Source organism: Halobacillus litoralis, from assembly GCF_020171725.1.
Taxonomy (GTDB): Bacteria; Bacillota; Bacilli; order Bacillales; family Halobacillaceae; genus Halobacillus; species Halobacillus litoralis_F.
Map to the genome: position 1 here is coordinate 148,018 of NZ_JAIVAJ010000005.1, position 17,418 is coordinate 165,435.

Annotated in this window: 13 protein-coding genes; 2 read left to right on the plus strand and 11 right to left on the minus strand. The window is 48.8% G+C overall.

Features of this window, described 5'->3' with window-relative positions; all coding sequences use genetic code 11:
• Positions 1 to 133 precede the first annotated feature (133 nt).
• Positions 134 to 679, minus strand: coding sequence for a DNA-directed RNA polymerase subunit delta (gene rpoE, locus LCM20_RS10645; RefSeq protein WP_225195434.1), 546 nt, complete (start codon positions 677 to 679; stop codon positions 134 to 136).
• A 255-nt stretch (positions 680 to 934) separates the two neighbouring features.
• On the opposite strand from rpoE, the gene LCM20_RS10650 reads away from it, so the two are divergent.
• Complete coding sequence (locus LCM20_RS10650; protein ID WP_225195435.1) at positions 935 to 1,252, plus strand: hypothetical protein; 318 nt, start codon at positions 935 to 937, stop codon at positions 1,250 to 1,252.
• Positions 1,253 to 1,992: 740 nt separating this feature from the next.
• Here the strand turns inward: LCM20_RS10650 and icmF are convergent.
• The 8 genes from icmF to LCM20_RS10690 form a co-directional block, all read right to left on the minus strand.
• Complete coding sequence (icmF, locus tag LCM20_RS10655; RefSeq protein ID WP_225195436.1) at positions 1,993 to 5,238, minus strand: fused isobutyryl-CoA mutase/GTPase IcmF; 3,246 nt, start codon at positions 5,236 to 5,238, stop codon at positions 1,993 to 1,995.
• A gap of 2 nt (positions 5,239 to 5,240) precedes the next feature.
• Positions 5,241 to 5,876, minus strand: a complete 636-nt coding sequence (locus LCM20_RS10660) for a TetR/AcrR family transcriptional regulator (protein ID WP_225195437.1) — start codon at positions 5,874 to 5,876, stop codon at positions 5,241 to 5,243.
• A 2-nt stretch (positions 5,877 to 5,878) separates the two neighbouring features.
• Positions 5,879 to 6,817, minus strand: coding sequence for a methylmalonyl Co-A mutase-associated GTPase MeaB (gene meaB / locus LCM20_RS10665; RefSeq protein ID WP_225195733.1), 939 nt, complete (start codon positions 6,815 to 6,817; stop codon positions 5,879 to 5,881).
• Between the two features lie 45 nt (positions 6,818 to 6,862).
• A complete protein-coding gene (locus tag LCM20_RS10670) occupies positions 6,863 to 8,005 on the minus strand; it encodes an acyl-CoA dehydrogenase (RefSeq protein ID WP_225195438.1) in 1,143 nt (380 codons plus the stop codon).
• A gap of 13 nt (positions 8,006 to 8,018) precedes the next feature.
• Entirely contained in the window at positions 8,019 to 9,164 is a 1,146-nt protein-coding gene (locus LCM20_RS10675; protein ID WP_225195439.1) for an acyl-CoA dehydrogenase, read from the minus strand.
• Between the two features lie 21 nt (positions 9,165 to 9,185).
• Positions 9,186 to 10,037 (minus strand): 3-hydroxybutyryl-CoA dehydrogenase, encoded by an 852-nt coding sequence (locus LCM20_RS10680; protein WP_225195440.1) that lies wholly within the window; start codon positions 10,035 to 10,037, stop codon positions 9,186 to 9,188.
• A gap of 18 nt (positions 10,038 to 10,055) precedes the next feature.
• Positions 10,056 to 11,243, minus strand: coding sequence for an acetyl-CoA C-acetyltransferase (locus LCM20_RS10685; RefSeq protein ID WP_225195441.1), 1,188 nt, complete (start codon positions 11,241 to 11,243; stop codon positions 10,056 to 10,058).
• Positions 11,244 to 11,635: 392 nt separating this feature from the next.
• A complete protein-coding gene (locus tag LCM20_RS10690; protein WP_225195442.1) occupies positions 11,636 to 13,768 on the minus strand; it encodes a heterodisulfide reductase-related iron-sulfur binding cluster in 2,133 nt (710 codons plus the stop codon).
• A gap of 164 nt (positions 13,769 to 13,932) precedes the next feature.
• Between LCM20_RS10690 and LCM20_RS10695 the strand changes: the two genes are divergently transcribed.
• Complete coding sequence (locus LCM20_RS10695) at positions 13,933 to 15,111, plus strand: phospholipase D-like domain-containing protein (protein ID WP_225195443.1); 1,179 nt, start codon at positions 13,933 to 13,935, stop codon at positions 15,109 to 15,111.
• A 20-nt stretch (positions 15,112 to 15,131) separates the two neighbouring features.
• Here the strand turns inward: LCM20_RS10695 and LCM20_RS10700 are convergent, their stop codons facing one another.
• Together LCM20_RS10700 and argS are read right to left on the minus strand one after the other, a co-directional pair.
• The gene (locus LCM20_RS10700) at positions 15,132 to 15,311 is read right to left on the minus strand and encodes a XapX domain-containing protein (protein WP_225195444.1); all 180 of its coding nucleotides are present in this window, start codon (positions 15,309 to 15,311) and stop codon (positions 15,132 to 15,134) included.
• Positions 15,312 to 15,748: 437 nt separating this feature from the next.
• Positions 15,749 to 17,416: an arginine--tRNA ligase gene (argS, locus tag LCM20_RS10705; RefSeq protein ID WP_225195445.1), complete on the minus strand. Its 1,668-nt coding sequence runs from the start codon at positions 17,414 to 17,416 to the stop codon at positions 15,749 to 15,751.
• Positions 17,417 to 17,418 lie beyond the last annotated feature (2 nt).

The following is a 17,418-nucleotide window of genomic DNA, read 5'->3' on the forward strand; positions in this document are numbered from 1 at the left end:
TCATAACCTGATTGTATATAAAAAATAAAAAACGCTCCCCTATCAAAGGGGAGCGTTATATTTCGTTCGGAAATTAAAGAGCCCAAATAAGATTCTACTGATTTGGCTTTTGAAAGTCAACCGCGATTTCGGATTACTTGTCGTCCTCTTCATCATCATCGCCGATGAAGCTGATGTCATCCTCAACGATTTCTTCTTCCTCTTCGTCCAGATCATCATCTTCATAGTCGCCGTCGAAGTCATCGTCGTCATCATCTAAGTCGAGATCTTCGTCGGTAAGATCGACGTCATCTTCGAGATCCTCATCATCTGCAGCATCGTATTCGGAAATACCCAGCTCATCTTCAAGCAGCTTGGATGGTTTCTTCTTCTTTTTCTTCTTCTTACGCTTCTGTGGAAGGTTGGCGATTTCCTCTTCCATCTGTTCGACTGGATACCAGCTGCGAAGTCCCCAGCGGTTGGTTCCGATCGTCATGAAGCGTCCGTCGATGTTCATATCTGTATAAAACTGTGCGATGTTCTCTTCTTTTTGTTTTTCAGTGAAATTCTTCAAAGAAGCAATGCGATTGAAAATCTCATTAAAATCGATAGCTTCTCTTTCTTCTTCCATAATGATCGTTGCAAGTTCAATCATTGAAGATTCTTCAATTTGTTCTTTGCTTAGTTCTTTTAAACTCACGATCTCAGCACTCCTTTATCTACACATAATAGAAAATATGACGTCATAGACATACGAATCACATTTAATCATACCATCCATTATATGAGTTGGACTTATAAAAATCAAATTTACAGGTACAACCATTAGTAGCCAATCTGAATAGAATTTAAACCTTTCTCTCACGCTATAAGGAGAACAGCAATTGCTTGGTGTTCTTCTATCATTTCATATAAAATAAATGTAGGACTACATCATAAGGAGAGAAGCGGACCTATGTTAAAAACACACCCGTTCAATTGGATTGCCACCTTGATCTTCGCGGTGGTTGTCGTTGTTTATCTATTCAGTAACTATGGACTCGTTCGTTCCGAGCATTTGTCCGAGGCTACGATTACGGAAAAGACTCATGATGAAGATGGGTACTATGTCATGGCTGATGGGCAGAAGCTTCATGTGAAAGATACGAGCACGTGGATGCTCTTAAAGTCGGATGAAACGTACAATCTGACGTATGAATGGTATGGTATGAAAAAGCCTTATATCACCGAGGTCAACCAAGCGCACGATGACGATCAAGTTGGTGGCCACTAAACCCCAAAGGCGGAAGCGCCCTGGGAGCTCCGACTCGCATAAGCAAAACGCCCGCAGGAAGGCGATTTTCCCTTCCAGAGGGTGGGTTGCTTATGTCGCGAGGAGCTGGGCGCTGGAGCCGGACGTGGCTTATCAGGTATATTAGAGTCACTGAGTTTTTTTAAGTAACAAGTAATCTTTGCCGCGTCCTGCTTCTCAAGTGAGAGCAGGACGCATTTTTTAGAGTAAAGGTTCTGTACTTTAGTCAGTGGGCAGTGGGGTGGAAAACTACTCGCTTTCCGCGGCCCAACAGGACGTTGGGTCGTTCGACGTTGCCACAGGACGTGGCGGTTTTAGTTCGAACATCCTTGTGAATTTTTGGAACTCAGGCTCCGCCTGAGTGGATCTCGCCGTGGTCCTTGCATCCCGCAGGAGTCTCCTAGTTTTCCACCCCACTGCGCGAGAATTAGTGAATACAGAACCCCACTGCAATCTCCCTCTCCCTTCCCGATAGGTGTAGGAACCTCAGTTTTTACTTATATCTCAATTAAATCTTCGTGACATCAATGTGATATTTCAGCATTATGAAAAATATCACTGACTGCCGATAGACAGGGAGTGTTCTCCAACACCGCTTCACTCCATTTCAGCAAACCGATATCGGTGTCTTTTCAAGGAATCAAGGGAAAGTTTACGCGCCCTGCTCATCGTATGAGCAGGGCGCGTTCTATTTTTTAAGGGAGAAAATAGATTAATGAGTGTTACATATTTCTTCTATACTGTCCTCCGACTTGATAGAGGGCGTTGGTGATTTGGCCGAGGCTTGCGACTTTGACGGTTTCCATCAATTCGGCAAAAATGTTTCCACCGCCTGCTGCGACCTGCTTCAACCTGTTGAGTGCTTGATCGGCTTCTGTTTCATGCTGCTTCTGGAAGCTTCTCAGTTCTGTAATTTGGTGCTCTTTCTCTTCTTTGGATGCACGGGCGAGTTCCATGGAGTCGATCTCTTCTTCTGAAGGCGGGTTCGGATTCAGGTAGGTATTCACTCCGATGATCGGCAGTTCTCCTGAATGCTTTTTGCCTTCGTAATAGAGCGATTCCTCTTGGATTTTCCCACGTTGATACTGTCTCTCCATCGCTCCGAGAACGCCTCCACGGTCATTGATGCGCTCGAATTCCTGAAGCACCGCTTCTTCGACAAGGTCGGTCAATTCGCGGATGATGTAGGAACCTTGCAGAGAGTTTTCATTTTTCGTCAAGCCGAACTCTTTGCTGATGATCATCTGAATCGCCATCGCACGGCGCACGGATTCCTCAGTCGGTGTAGTGATCGCCTCGTCATACGAATTGGTATGCAGGGAGTTACAGTTGTCCTGAATGGCAATCAACGCCTGCAGTGTCGTCCGAATGTCGTTGAAGTCGATCTCCTGTGCGTGCAGGGAACGCCCTGACGTTTGGATGTGATACTTCAGCTTTTGGCTTCGCTCATTCGCTCCGTACTTATCCTTCATCACAATCGACCAGATTCTGCGCGCAACGCGGCCCATGACCGTGTATTCAGGGTCGAGACCGTTGGAGAAGAAGAATGATAAGTTGGGTGCGAACTTGTTGATGTCCATGCCTCGACTCAAGTAATACTCGACATAGGTGAAGCCGTTCGCGAGCGTGAAGGCGAGCTGGGTGATCGGATTCGCTCCCGCTTCTGCGATGTGATAACCGGAAATGGAAACCGAATAATAGTTCCGCACTTCGTGATCGATGAAGTACTGTTGAATATCCCCCATCATACGCAGTGCGAATTCTGTTGAGAAAATACAGGTGTTCTGCCCCTGGTCTTCTTTTAAAATATCCGCCTGCACGGTACCACGGACGACGTGGATGGTCTCGGCTTTGATTTTCGCTGCTTCTTCTTCATTCGGTTCGCGACCGTTTTCTTCACGGAATTTGGCCAGTTGCTGGTCGACAGCCGTGTTGAAGAACATCGCCAGGATAATCGGCGCCGGTCCGTTTATGGTCATCGATACAGACGTTGTAGGGTCGACGAGGTCAAAGCCGTCATAGAGCTTCTTCATATCCTCGAGCGTACAGATGTTCACACCGCTTTCTCCGACTTTCCCGTAAATGTCAGGACGCTCATCCGGGTCTTCACCATAGAGCGTGACGGAGTCGAAGGCTGTACTCAGGCGTTTCGCATCGTCGCCTTCTGATAGGTAGTGGAAGCGGCGGTTCGTGCGCTCAGGCGTTCCTTCCCCAGCGAATTGACGCTTCGGATCCTCTCCTTTTCGTTTGAACGGGAATACGCCCGCTGTGAAGGGAAAGGCGCCGGGTACATTTTCCTTCAGCAGCCACGTCAGACGGTCGCCCCAGTCAGAATAATTCGGAAGCGCGACTTTCGGGATTTTAAGACCAGCAAGGCTCTCTGTTGTCAGGTCCATCGTGATTTCCTTATCCCGTACTTTGAAGCTGTACGTATCTCCGCTGTAGCGCTCGTGCAGGTCATCCCAATCATCGAGCTTCTCCTTGGCGGTCCGGTCGATCGACTTCTCGTAATCCTCGACGAGTCGTTCAAGGCTTTGCTTCGTATCCCCGTCCTCCACCGCTTCGATCGTTCCTTTCAGCTGGTAGAGTTTACGTGCCTTCTGCGCCTCATCTTCTGTCTGTTTATGATAGTCACGTACAGCAAGCGCAATGTCACGCAAATACTGCTTGCGATCGTTCGGGATGATGACGTTTTGCTTTTCGACTTTATCGACGCGCTCTAAGGACGTGGTGTCCTGCCATTCGTATCGTTCATTCAACACATCGACAATCGAGGCAAACAGCGTGTTCGTTCCCGGATCATTGAACTGGCTCGCAATGGTTCCGAACACCGGAAACTTCGAATCGTCCTCATGGAACAGCATGTGACTTCTCTGATACTGCTTCTTCACTTGGTTGAAAGCATCCTCTGAACCTTTTTGTTCGAACTTGTTGATCACGATGAAGTCGGCAAAATCGATCATGTCGATTTTCTCAAGCTGGGAAGGGGCGCCGAATTCCGCTGTCATGACATACATCGACAGGTCGGTGATGTCGGTAATGGCTGCATCTCCCTGCCCGATGCCACTCGTCTCGACAATGATGAAATCGTAGCCGGCCGCCTTCACAACTTGAATCGCTTCTTCGACCGCAGTGGAGAGCTCCGATCGTGCATCCCTTGTGGCAAGGGAGCGCATATAGACGCGAGGATTGAAAATCGCATTCATCCGGATGCGGTCTCCAAGCAAGGCCCCTCCTGTTTTCCGTTTTGTCGGGTCAACGGATAAGATGGCGATTTTCTTTTCCGGGATTTCATTCAGGAAACGACGGATGAGTTCATCGGTGAGTGAACTCTTACCCGCTCCACCCGTCCCCGTAATTCCGAGTACGGGAATCGTTTTTTCCTGCGTACGGTCCACCGCTGTATCAAATGCAGCAACGGCTTCCCGTTCCTGCTTCGGTGTATTTTCAACATACGTAATAAAACGGGCGATCGCCTGGTGGTTTCCTTCAGTTAACTGACTGACTCCCTCCTCTACTTGTAAAGGTGGAAGGAAATCGCATTCTTCGATCATAAGGTTAATCATGCCTTGAAGGCCGAGCGTGCGACCGTCTTCCGGAGAAAATACGCGTGCGACCCCGTATTCATGAAGCTCCTTGATTTCGCGTGGGATGATGACGCCGCCACCACCTCCGTAAACGCGGATATGGCCGGCTCCTTTTTCATTCAATAAATCGACCATGTATTTGAAATATTCAACGTGTCCGCCTTGATAAGAAGAGATCGCAATTCCTTGAGCATCTTCCTGAATGGCGGCATTGACGACTTCTTCTACGGAGCGGTTATGTCCGAGGTGAATGACTTCTGCTCCTGTCGACTGTAAGATCCGCCGCATGATGTTGATGGAGGCATCGTGCCCATCAAACAGACTGGAAGCGGTTACAAAACGGACCGGATGTTTCGGTTGATAGACCGTCGGTTGTTCCATCTTCAAGCTCCTCCTTCTTGTTTTTGAAATTCTCCTACTCCGTTAAGCAGCAGTTGGATTTGGACGTCTGTATAGGTCTCGATCGTGAACTGCCTCTGCAGAATCCACCTCCGGAATCCCCACATTTGTCCCTGGACGAAAATGTTATTCGCAAGAAGCTTGATTTCTTCTTCCGATTCACGCCCGGGCAGGCTGTTCCGGATGACGTCCTCGAGCATCGCGACCATTTCACGTTCCTTTTGCAACACATAATCTTGTGCGTCTCGCGTGAGGGATTTGACCTCCTGATACATGACAAGAACCTCATCCTGCATGTCGTCCATCAATTGGAAATAAGACCTGACCGCATGAATCAGGCTTTGAACCGTCGTTTCACGTGGATCAATCGAAGCTTCCATCCGCTCCTTGACTCGTTGATAGATCGAATCACAGACTAAGAACAGAACGTCTTCTTTGGTCCGGATGTATTCATAGAGCGTTCCGATGCTGAACCCGGACGCCTTGGCGATTTCACGGGTTGTCGTTTTATGGAAGCCTTTTTCAATAAAAAGGGTGACGGCTCCTTTAATCATCTGGTTTCGTCTCTTCGTCACCAGTGCTTCATCTTTAATGGAGGAAGGGACTTCTTTTTTCGACATAATCATTCCCCTTTGTTCATCCAATTTTGAACCCACGTACGCGCAAGCTGATAAGGATCGGCCTCTGTATTACGGAAAGCAGTCTGCTTCTCTTGATCGTCATCGATTTCCCTTCTCACTTCCCGCCACAATTCCTCGCGGATCAGATCATAGACTTCAAGCTTCAACTGCTCCTGCCGCTGCGCCTCTCCTGCATCTGTTTCATATAAGTACGATTGATGCTGTGCTACGTTGTCCCACAGCTCCTCCATGCCCTTGTTCTCTGTTGAAATCGTGCGGACAATCGGAGGCTGCCACCTTTTCTTATTGACGATCATCTTGTATTCTTCAAGGGTCGCCTTCAACTTTCCGACACCTGGAAGGTCCGCTTTATTGATGATAAAAAGGTCAGCAATTTCCATAATGCCTGCTTTGAAGATTTGAAGCACATCGCCACTGTTCGGTGTCAGAACAAGACCTGTCGTGTCGACGACTTTCATAATATCGAGTTCAGACTGTCCGACTCCAACCGTCTCGACTAAGATGACATCAAATCCGTAGGCATCACAGGCGCGGATCGCATCCTTTGTCGAGCGGGCGAGGCCACCCAGACTGCCCCGGGTCGCCATACTGCGGATGAATATGCCAGGATCCATAAAGTGCTGGTTCATCCTCGTACGATCTCCGAGTAATGACCCACCGCTGAACGGGCTTGTCGGGTCAACAGCGATGACCGCAACCGTCAGGTCGAGACTCCGTATATAAGTAAGCAGCTGATTGATCAAAGAACTTTTGCCTGCGCCAGGTGAACCGGTGATGCCGACATAATGGGCTCGCTTTTTCATCGAAAAGATATCGCTCATCAGACGGAGTTTGTCTTCTGAATCGTTTTCGATCAGTGTAATGGCGCGGGCAAGGGCGCGCATATCCCGTTGTTGAATTCGTTCGGCGAGTGGATGCATTCGGTTCACCTTCTTTGGTATTTGATCGTAATTGGGCTTAATCCTCTAATCCTTTGTAACCATTCTTCCAATAACGAGACGCTGAATTTCCTGTGTGCCTTCGTAGATTTGAGTGATTTTGGCGTCGCGCATGTAGCGTTCGACTGGATAATCTTTCGTGTAGCCGTATCCACCGTGCACCTGGACGGCTTCTGTCGTGACGCGCATCGCTGTATCACCAGCAAAAAGTTTCGCCATCGCGGATGCTTTCGAATACGGAAGGCCTTCTGACTCCAAGTACGCCGCCTGATAGGTTAGAAGTCTCGATGCTTCGATTTCCGTTGCCATATCGGCAAGCTTGAAGGATATTCCTTGAAGCTTGGCAATCGGTTTGCCGAACTGTTCACGCTCTTTCGCATAGGCGACGGACTCATCGAGGGCTCCCTGTGCAATTCCAACAGCCTGGGCAGCGATACCGTTCCGGCCTCCGTCCAGCGTCATCATCGCGATTTTGAAGCCTTCTCCTTCTTTTCCAAGCAGGTTTTCTTTCGGAATCTTACAGTCTTCGAAGATCAATTCGGTCGTTGGAGAGGAACGAATTCCGAGCTTCTTCTCTTTTTTACCGAACGTAAACCCTGGTGTACCTTTTTCTACGATAAACGCACTGATTCCACGGCTGCCCGCATCTGGGTCCGTCTTGGCAAACACAACGTATAGGTCTCCTACACCGCCGTTCGTAATCCACACCTTGCTTCCATTCAGGACGTAATGGTCACCGTCAAGCAGAGCCTGCGTGCGCATGGAAGAGACGTCACTTCCGGCACCGGGCTCTGATAAAGCATAAGCGCCGAGCTTCTCACCTGAAGCGAGTTGAGCAAGGAACGTTTTCTTCTGCTCTTCTGTTCCGAACTTATAAATCGGCCAGCTGGCGAGGGAAATATGGGCAGACAGTGTTACGCCTGTCGAGGCACAAACGCGGGACAGTTCTTCAACGGCAATGACGTAGCTGACGAAATCAGATCCGATGCCGCTGTATTCTTCCGGCCACGGGATGCCTGTCAGTCCAAGTTCAGCCATTTTGTCAAAAATCTCTCGATCGAAGCGTTCTTCTTCATCACGCTCGGCAGCGGTCGGCTCCACTTCATTCTTAGCGAAGTCGCGCACCATTTTTCTCAGCATTTCCTGCTCTTCAGATAATGTAAAATTCACGGTAGGTCCTCCCTTAGTCTCTAATCAATTGGTTACTGATGACGATTCGCTGGATTTCACTCGTTCCTTCGTAGATTTCGCACACCTTCGCATCGCGGAAGAAACGCTCGACAGCATAATCCTCTGTATATCCGTATCCTCCGTGGACCTGTACTGCTTCGATAGACGCTTCGACAGCTGCCTTGGAAGCGAACAGTTTCGCCATGGAGGCTTCCTTCGCACAAGGTCTGCCCTCCTGTTGAAGGTAGGCAGCATGATAGGTTAACAGCTTGGAAGATTCGACAGCTGTAGCCATATCGGCAAGCTTGAATGAGATCCCCTGAAGGCTCGCAATCGGCTTACCGAACTGGACGCGTTCTTTCGAATAAGCAACCGCATGTTCAAGAGCTGCCTCGGCGATCCCAAGCGACTGTGCGGCAATCCCGATCCGTCCGATATTCAAGTTCGCAAGCGCGATTTTATAGCCTTCTCCTTCTTCACCGAGAAGCTGTTCAGCGGGCACTTTACACTGGTCAAAATTAAGCGAGACGGTACTTGATCCGTGCATCCCCATCTTTTTCTCCGCTTTTCCAATCGAGAATCCCGGCGTATCACGTTCTACGATGAATGCACTCAATCCCTTCCCGTTGGACTCCTCCCGATTCGTCCGCGCAAAAACAATGAAGGTATCAGCGTTCCCACCGTTTGTAATGAACACCTTCGATCCATCGAGGATATAATGATCTCCATCCTTGACCGCCCGCGTCTTCAGGCTTCCAGCATCTGAACCCGCGCTCGGTTCCGTAAGGGCGAAGGCACCTAAGTACTCCCCCGATGCCAGCTTCGGTAAGTATTTCTGCTTCTGCTCTTCCGTCCCGAAATAAAGAATCGGGTTTGTTCCGACAGAGGTGTGAACAGATAAAATGACACCAAGTGTCGCACTGACCTTCGACAGTTCATGAATGGCGATGATGTAGGAGGTGTAGTCCATTTCCGCTCCGCCGTATTTTTCCGGAATGGGCACGCCCATCAGTCCGAGCTCTCCCATCTTCGGAATCAACTCTTCCGGGAACCGGTCTTCCTTCTCCATCCGCTCAACCGCTGGAGCGACTTCCTTTTCTGCAAAATCACGCACCATCTTTCGCATCATTTCCTGTTCATCCGTAAACTGTAAATGCATCGCCGTTCTCCCCTTCACAAGTTATTCGTAGCTGTAAAATCCTCTGCCCGATTTCTTGCCGAGCCACCCTGCTTTTACGTACTTCCGAAGCAGTGGACAAGGTCGGTATTTGCTGTCTCCGAAGCCTTCGTGGAGAACTTCCATGATATAGAGACACGTGTCGAGTCCAATAAAGTCCGCAAGCGTGAGTGGCCCCATCGGATGATTCATACCAAGCTTCATCACCGTGTCCACGTCCTCCGGAGAGGCGACGCCTTCGTGAACGGTATAGATCGCTTCGTTGATCATCGGCATCAGAATACGGTTCGACACAAACCCAGGGAAATCTTCCACTTCAACAGGTTCTTTGCTCAAGCGCCTCGTCATATCTTCAATCGCTTGATACGTTTCATCACTCGTTTGAATGGCACGGATGATTTCGACAAGCTTCATAACCGGAACCGGGTTCATGAAGTGCATGCCGATCACTTGGTGGGGACGATTGGTCGCTGCCGCAATTTCTGTTATTGGAAGCGATGACGTATTCGTCGCTAAAATGGCATGCTCCGGTGTCACTTCATCCAATCGTTTGAAAACCTTCTCTTTCACGTCCATATTTTCAACGACGGCTTCGACGACCAAATCACAGTCTGAAGCATCGTCCATATTCGTCGTACCGGAAAGAAGATTGAAAGCCTCTCTCTCCTCTTCCTCCGTCATTCTTCCTTTTTCGACTGCACGGGCAAGACGCTTCTCAATGCCGGAGAGCCCTTTATCCAACGCCTCCTGATTCATGTCATTCAGCTTCACCTTCAGTCCAGCTTGAGCAAAAACTTGAGCAATCCCAGCTCCCATCTGCCCTGCACCAATGACCATCACTTGATTGATTTCCATCCTCTACACTCCTTCCGTTTATGATTTCGGTACTTCGATCAGTACGGCATCCCCTTGACCGCCGCCTGAACAGATCGACGCAATGCCAAGTCCGCCGCCACGGCGCTTCAACTCATAAGCAAGCGTCAGTAAAATCCGCGCTCCACTTGCCCCGATCGGGTGTCCGAGTGCGACAGCCCCGCCATTCACATTCACTTTTTCCGGATCAAGCCCTGCAATTTTCCCACTGGCAAGCGAGACAGCCGCAAACGCTTCGTTCACTTCGAAAAGATCGATTTCTTCTATGGATTTTCCTGATTTTTCTAAAAGTTTATTGATGACAAGCCCCGGTGTCTGCGGAAAGTCCTGAGCTTCAACTGCAATTTCATCGTGAGCTAAAATCGTCGCTAATGGCTTCGCCCCTACTTCTTGAGCTTTTTCATCAGACATCAGCAGCATGGCACAGGCACCATCATTCACTCCAGGGGCATTACCTGCCGTGATCGTCCCTTGAGGATCGAACACAGGACGGAGTTTCGCCAAAGCTTCAACCGTTGTGCTCTTACGCGGTGCTTCATCCTGATCGACGACAACAGGATCACCTTTACGCTGCGGCACCTCGACTGCGGCAATCTCTTCTGAAAGCGTCCCTTCATCCATCGCTTTCACAGCACGCTGGTGACTTTGATACGCCCACTCATCCTGAGCTTCCCTGGAAATCTCCAGCTGGTCTGCTGTTCGGTTTCCGTAGTTGCCCATATGGACATTTTCAAAGGAGCACGTCAGTCCGTCGTGCACCATCATATCTTTGACCGGAGCATCACCCATGCGCAGTCCCCATCGTGCTTTCGGCATGAAGTACGGTGCATTGCTCATGCTTTCCATTCCCCCAGCGACGATGATGTCTTCTTCACCGAGGCGGATGAACTGATCGGCCATCGTGACACTTCGCATTCCTGAGGCACAGACTTTGTTGATGGTCTCGGTTTTTACATCCCACGGAATGCCCGCTTCCCTTGATGCCTGTCTGGACGGAAGCTGCCCCTGACCACCTTGAAGCACTGTTCCCATAATCACTTCTCCAACGTCTTCCGGATTTACATGACTTCGCTTCAACGCTTCCTTGATGGCAATTCCACCAAGCTGTACCGCTGTCAGCGGAGCAAGGGCTCCACCGAATTTACCAAAAGGTGTACGGGCTCCATCTACAATGACTGTTTTACGCATATTGGTTCCTCCTCTTATTGATAACGCTTACAAAATTGACGATTGAACGCTCGCTCAATTTCTTCTCATATGGAAAGTGTACCGAAAATCAGGTACACTTTCCATAATTTTTAGATTATTATTATTATTTTTACAGTTAAAAATGGACAGACAATGTTCGAAACCTAACATTATTTCCGCCTATTTCCCTTTAGCAATGGTTTTCCAGTCCCCCCACTTCGTTCAGCCGAACCATGAAAAAAAGCTTCCTAATTTGGCCAGAAAGGGCTGGGGGACCGGGAGACTCCTGTGGGACAAGGTGGACAGGTGAGACCCCGCAGAGAGCGAAAGCGAGCGAGGAGGCTCAGCGCCGCCCCACGGAAAGCGGACGGTCCCCCAGCCCTTTCGCTTCCTCAGGCTGTCTTTTCACCCGTATTTTCGAACATGGATTTCGCCAAGATTTCGGCGATGTCCATTGTGCTGACTTCTTCTTCGACTTCCTTCGCTTTCGTTCCATCTGAGAGCATCGTCAGGCAGAATGGGCATCCGCTTGAGATCATCGTAGGTTCGACTTCGAGTGCCTGTTCGGTACGGGCGACGTTGACGCGGTTACCGGATTTCTCTTCCATCCACATCATTCCACCACCAGCTCCACAGCACATGCCGTTTGAACGGTTACGTTTCATCTCGACGACTTCAACACCTGGAATCATTTCGAGCACTTCACGAGGCGGCTGGTACACTTCGTTGTAACGTCCTAAATAACAGCTGTCGTGATAGGTGATTTTCTCGTTTACGACACCTTCCGGCTTCAGACGTCCTTCCTTCAACCATTCCGCAAGCATTTCCGTATGGTGATACACTTCAGCTTCTAAACCGAAGTCTGGATACTCATTTTTAAAAATGTTGTAGGCGTGCGGATCGATGGTAATGATTTTTTTGACGTCGTGCTTCGTGAATTCCTTCATGTTCTTCTCCGCGAGTTCCTGGAACAAGAACTCGTTACCCATTCGGCGTGCGGTGTCGCCGGAGTTCTGCTCTTTGTTACCTAAGATGGCAAATTTCACGCCAGCCGCATTCATCAGCTTCGCGAACGCCATCGCGATCTTCTGACTGCGGTTGTCGTAGGATCCCATGGAGCTGACCCAGAATAGATATTCGAATTCTTCTCCAGATTTCTTCAACTCTTTCACGGTTGGAATGTGAACATCCTCTTCCATCGTACGCCAGTCTTCACGTTCTTTCTTCGATAGTCCCCAAGGATTCCCCTGGCGTTCAATGTTCATCATTGCACGCTGACCATCGGCGTCCATTTTTCCTTCTGTCAGGACGAGGTAGCGGCGCAGGTCGATGATTTTATCGACGTGTTCGTTCATAACCGGGCAGGCGTCTTCACAGTTACGGCATGTCGTACAAGCCCACAATTCCTCTTCTGTAATGACGTCGCCGATCAAGCTCTTATTGTTGACTGCCTCAATGGATGCAGCGGCTTCGTCCGTTCCAGGAGTACGTGCCATTTGCGCAAGCGTATTGCCTTCCGTTCCAGAGAACGCATAAGCTGGAACCCACGGAGATTGACCGGTCACGGCCGCTCCTTTTTCCGTCAAATGATCACGAAGTTTCACGATGAGGTCCATCGGAGACAGCATTTTCCCTGATCCGGCTGCTGGACATACATTCGTACAACGGCCACATTCCACACAGGCGTAGAAGTCGATCATCTGAAGCTGGTTGAAGTCTTCAATTTTTCCGACTCCGAACGAAACCTCTTCTTCATCTGCCTCTTCATCAATCTCAAAATCGATCTTCTGCAGCTTGCCCGGCGGATCTTCACGGTTCAAGAACACGTTGACCGGAGCAGCGATTAAGTGCGCGTGCTTCGATTGAGGCACGTAGACTAAGAAAGTAAGTAAAATCAACAGGTGGACCCACCACATGACGTAGAAGATGGTGGCGGCTACAGTCGGTGGCACCCAATAGAAAGCGCTTGCAATAATAGTCGCAACAGGCTCTGTCCAAGCACCCTCATAGCCGAACCAAATCAAACTCATACCATTTCCGATCAGGACAGAAAGCATCAACGTACCGATAAATATAAGAACAAGTCCTGCTTTGAAACCTCTCTTCAGACGAACCAGTTTTTCAATGTAACGGCGGTAGAAAGCCCAGATGACCGCAACTAAAATCATCAAGGTAACAAGTTCCTGGAAAAAGACGAATCCTTCATAAAAAGGTCCCAGTGGCAAGTGAGACTGCGGGGCTAGTCCTTTCCAGATAAAATCAATGGCACCGAATTGAACAAGAATGAAGCCATAAAACATCATGACGTGAATGGCGCCTGACTTCTTGTCTTTCAATAATTTCTTCTGACCGAATACATTGACTGCTACTTTACGCATCCGATTTTTAATTTCTCCATCAAACTCGAATTTCCGTCCCATCTTGATATAAGCGATACGAGTCCGAACGACGCGAACGAATAAGTATCCTCCATAAATCATGACACCAAGGAACAGAATCCAGTTTGCGAGTAACAAAGGATTCATGAGTTCTCCCCCTCTTTGATGTGACCGCAAGTGCGATTCCTAATTTTCTGAATCTTATAGCTCTATCATAAATTATGAATGAGCATTCAGTCAACATGTTTTCCTGTTTTTCCTTTTGAATCATTTGGGATTAGGGAAAGCATACTAGGAAAGGAGGTGAACCTATGCTGACTATCCTGATCATCGCTGTAATTTTCCTACTTTTATTCTTGGATTTTCACTTCGGGCGGAAAGCACACCATCAAAATGCCCGCAAGCTGTCATTCAAGCAAACAACAGCGGACTATAAGCTCTACAAAAATGGTTCACCAATGTATGAGGACTTATTTAACGATATTCATCAAGCGTCTGTTCAAGTCGATATTTACTTTTACTTAATTGACAATGATTATATCAGCCGCAACTTTCTCCAAGTGTTGATGGACAAGGCGAAAGAAGGCGTACCTGTCCGTTTACTCGGGGACAGGCTCGGCTGCTTCAAGCTGGACCGCCGCTTGCGTCAGGAATTGGAGGAAGCTGGTGTCATATTCCGCTTTGCGGAGGTGCCGGGCTTCCCCTACTTCTTCTATCGTCTGCAGCGGCGGAACCACCGAAAGATTGCCATTATTGATGGTGAGATTGGATATGTCGGGGGCTACAATATCGGAATGAATTACATTGGGGAGTCATCCAAATTCCGTGATTGGCGGGATTATCACTTGAGAAGCACCGGTCAGCTGGTCCGTCAGCTTCATGAAGTACTGTTGGACGATTGGTATCTTGCGACAGGTGAAAAAAGAGAAGCTCTCGTGCCAGAAGCTGAAGGAAGTCAAGAGGTACGGATTGTCGCAACAGACGGAGTCGATTTGGAGGATGAGATGTATGCGATGATTGAGCGTGCAGAACGTGAGCTGTTGATCGGCACTCCATATTTTATTCCGACTGAACGGCTAATGGCGGCTCTTCACCGTGCGCTGGATCGTGATGTGGATATGAAAATTATGATTCCGATGAAGGCGGATCACCCCTTTGTCAAAGAAGCGGCAATCCCCTACCTCAAAAGGATGCGGAACGACGGGGCGAAGGTCGGCTTTTTCGATGCAGGGTTTTATCATGCCAAAGTCGTGATCGTGGACGGTGTGCTGGCCGATCTCGGGACAGCGAACTTCGACCGGCGCAGTCTTTTTCTAAACAAAGAAGTGAACACGTTCATTTACGAGAGGAACTTCGTCCAAAACTTACGCAATATGTATTTGGAAGACTTCGGCGATGCCATTGCCTTCGATGACCAATGGTTGAACAATCGCTCTATCAAAACGAGAATAAACGAAAAGATCGCAGTTCTCCTGCGACCTTTCTTGTGAATGACTTTAGTTTGGGCTGATTATTTAATGATATCCGTCAGCACCGGGCTGATCCAGGAAACGAGCTTGAATCCTAAATAAATGCCGACGATCCCCACCACTCCAGCAGCCGCCGGCGGTGCGGGAATCGGAAGCTTCAGCAAGGCGAAGACGATGCCTACGACTAAACCTGTTAATAAAGCAAAGATGATTTCTTTCATGTTGAATCTCTCCTATCGAATAAATTAAAACGTTTTCATAATATTGGTTAAAAAACGCAAGGTACCGAACCTTGCGTTTTTTAAAGTTGCCTAAAGAAGGTTCTGGAAAAAATAGAGTGCTGCGTGGGGTGGAAAATAACTCGCTTTCCGCGGCCCAACAGGACGTTGGGTCGTTCGACGTTGCCACAGGACGTGGCGGTTTTAGTTCGAACATCCTTGATCACTTTTGAACTCAGGCTAAAGCCTGAGTGGATCTCGCCGTGGTCCGTGCATCCCGCAGGAGTCTCGTCATTTTCCACCCCACTTCATTACAACAGTGGATCCAGAACCTCACTTCAATCCGTTTAAAGATCACCAGTTGTGCGAACATCCGCTATTTTACACAACAATGAATGACGATCTTACAGTTAAAACTAGCTTTTCGATGCTCAGAATAATTACATTTGATCAGGTGCTGAGACGCCGATGAGCTTCAGGGCATTACGAAGCGTTGTGCGGACGGCTGTCATTAACGCAAGACGTGCAGCTGTACGCCCTTTGTGATCTTCATCCAATACTTTCTCAGCATTATAGAAGCTGTGAAGATTGGAGGCTAGATCAAACGCATATTGCGTAATGCGGTGAGGCGTGCGCTTCTCGGCTGCGTCGGCGACCACTTGTGGGAACTCGCCAAGACGCTTCAGAAGATCTTCTTCTTTTTCAGACGTCAGGTGGCTGCCATCAAATCCGTCTTGAGAAAAGCCTTTTTCTTCTGCCTGCTTCAGCATTGTGCAGATGCGGGCGTGTGCATATTGCACGTAGTACACAGGGTTTTCGTTGGACTCTGAACGAGCAAGGTCCATGTCGAAGTCGAGGTGAGAATCACTGGAACGCATGGAGAAGAAGTAACGCATGGCATCGATTCCGACTTCCTCCATCAGCTCACGAAGCGTAACGGCTTTACCTGTACGCTTACTCATCTTCACTTTTTCCCCGTCCTGGAACAGGTTGACCATTTGGATGATTTCCACTTCAAGCGTCTTCTCATCGTATCCAAGCGCTTGGATCGCCGCTTTCATACGAGGAATGTAGCCGTGGTGATCGGCTCCCCAAATGTTGATCAACGTATTGAATCCACGATCGAGCTTATTCTTATGATACGCGATATCCGGCGTCAAATACGTGTACGTTCCATCATTCTTGATCAGAACACGGTCCTTGTCGTCTCCGAATTTCGTCGTTTCGAACCATGTCGCATCGTCTTTCTCATACACATAGTTTTTCTCATTCAACACGTTCAAGGCGTCTTTAATCTGACTATCTTGATACAAGGAGGTTTCAGAGAACCAGTGATCGAATGGAACACGGAATTCTTCAAGGTCTGTCTTGATTTTATCAAGTAGGAACTTCAAACCGTATTCACGGAAGTATTCAAGGCGCTCTTCTTCAGATGCTTCCGCCCATTTGCTACCTTCTGCTTCCGCAAGATTCTTACCTAGACCGATAATGTCCGCTCCGTGATACCCATCTTCCGGCATGTCCCACTCTTTGCCAAGCGCCTGCATGTAACGCGCTTCAAGGGAACGGGCAAGGTTCGCCATCTGGTTACCGGCATCGTTGATGTAGTATTCACGTGCCACATCATATCCAGCTGCATCAAGAACGTTGCATAACGCATCGCCGACAGCCGCTCCTCGTGCGTGGCCAAGGTGTAGCGTTCCTGTCGGGTTGGCGGATACGAACTCGACTTGTACTTTGTGGCCGTCTCCGTGGTTCGTACGTCCGTACTCTTCCCCAGCATCGAGAATCGTCGGCACAAGCTTCGTCAAGTACTGATTATTCATATAAAAATTGATGAATCCTGGACCGGCAATGTCTATTTTTTCAATAGATGCCTTGGATTTATCGAACTGCTCCACAAGCTCCGTTGCAATTTGGCGCGGGTTCTTCTTGGCGATTCTCGCAAGCTGCATGGCCATGTTGGTTGCGTAATCTCCGTGTGCTTTATCCTTTGGCTGCTCGAGCACGACATCCGGTACTTCCTCTTCTGTCGCGAGCTCGGCCGCAAGCACGGCACGTACTACTTCATCCTTCAGCGTCTGCTCCATCTGTTCCACAATGTTCATGA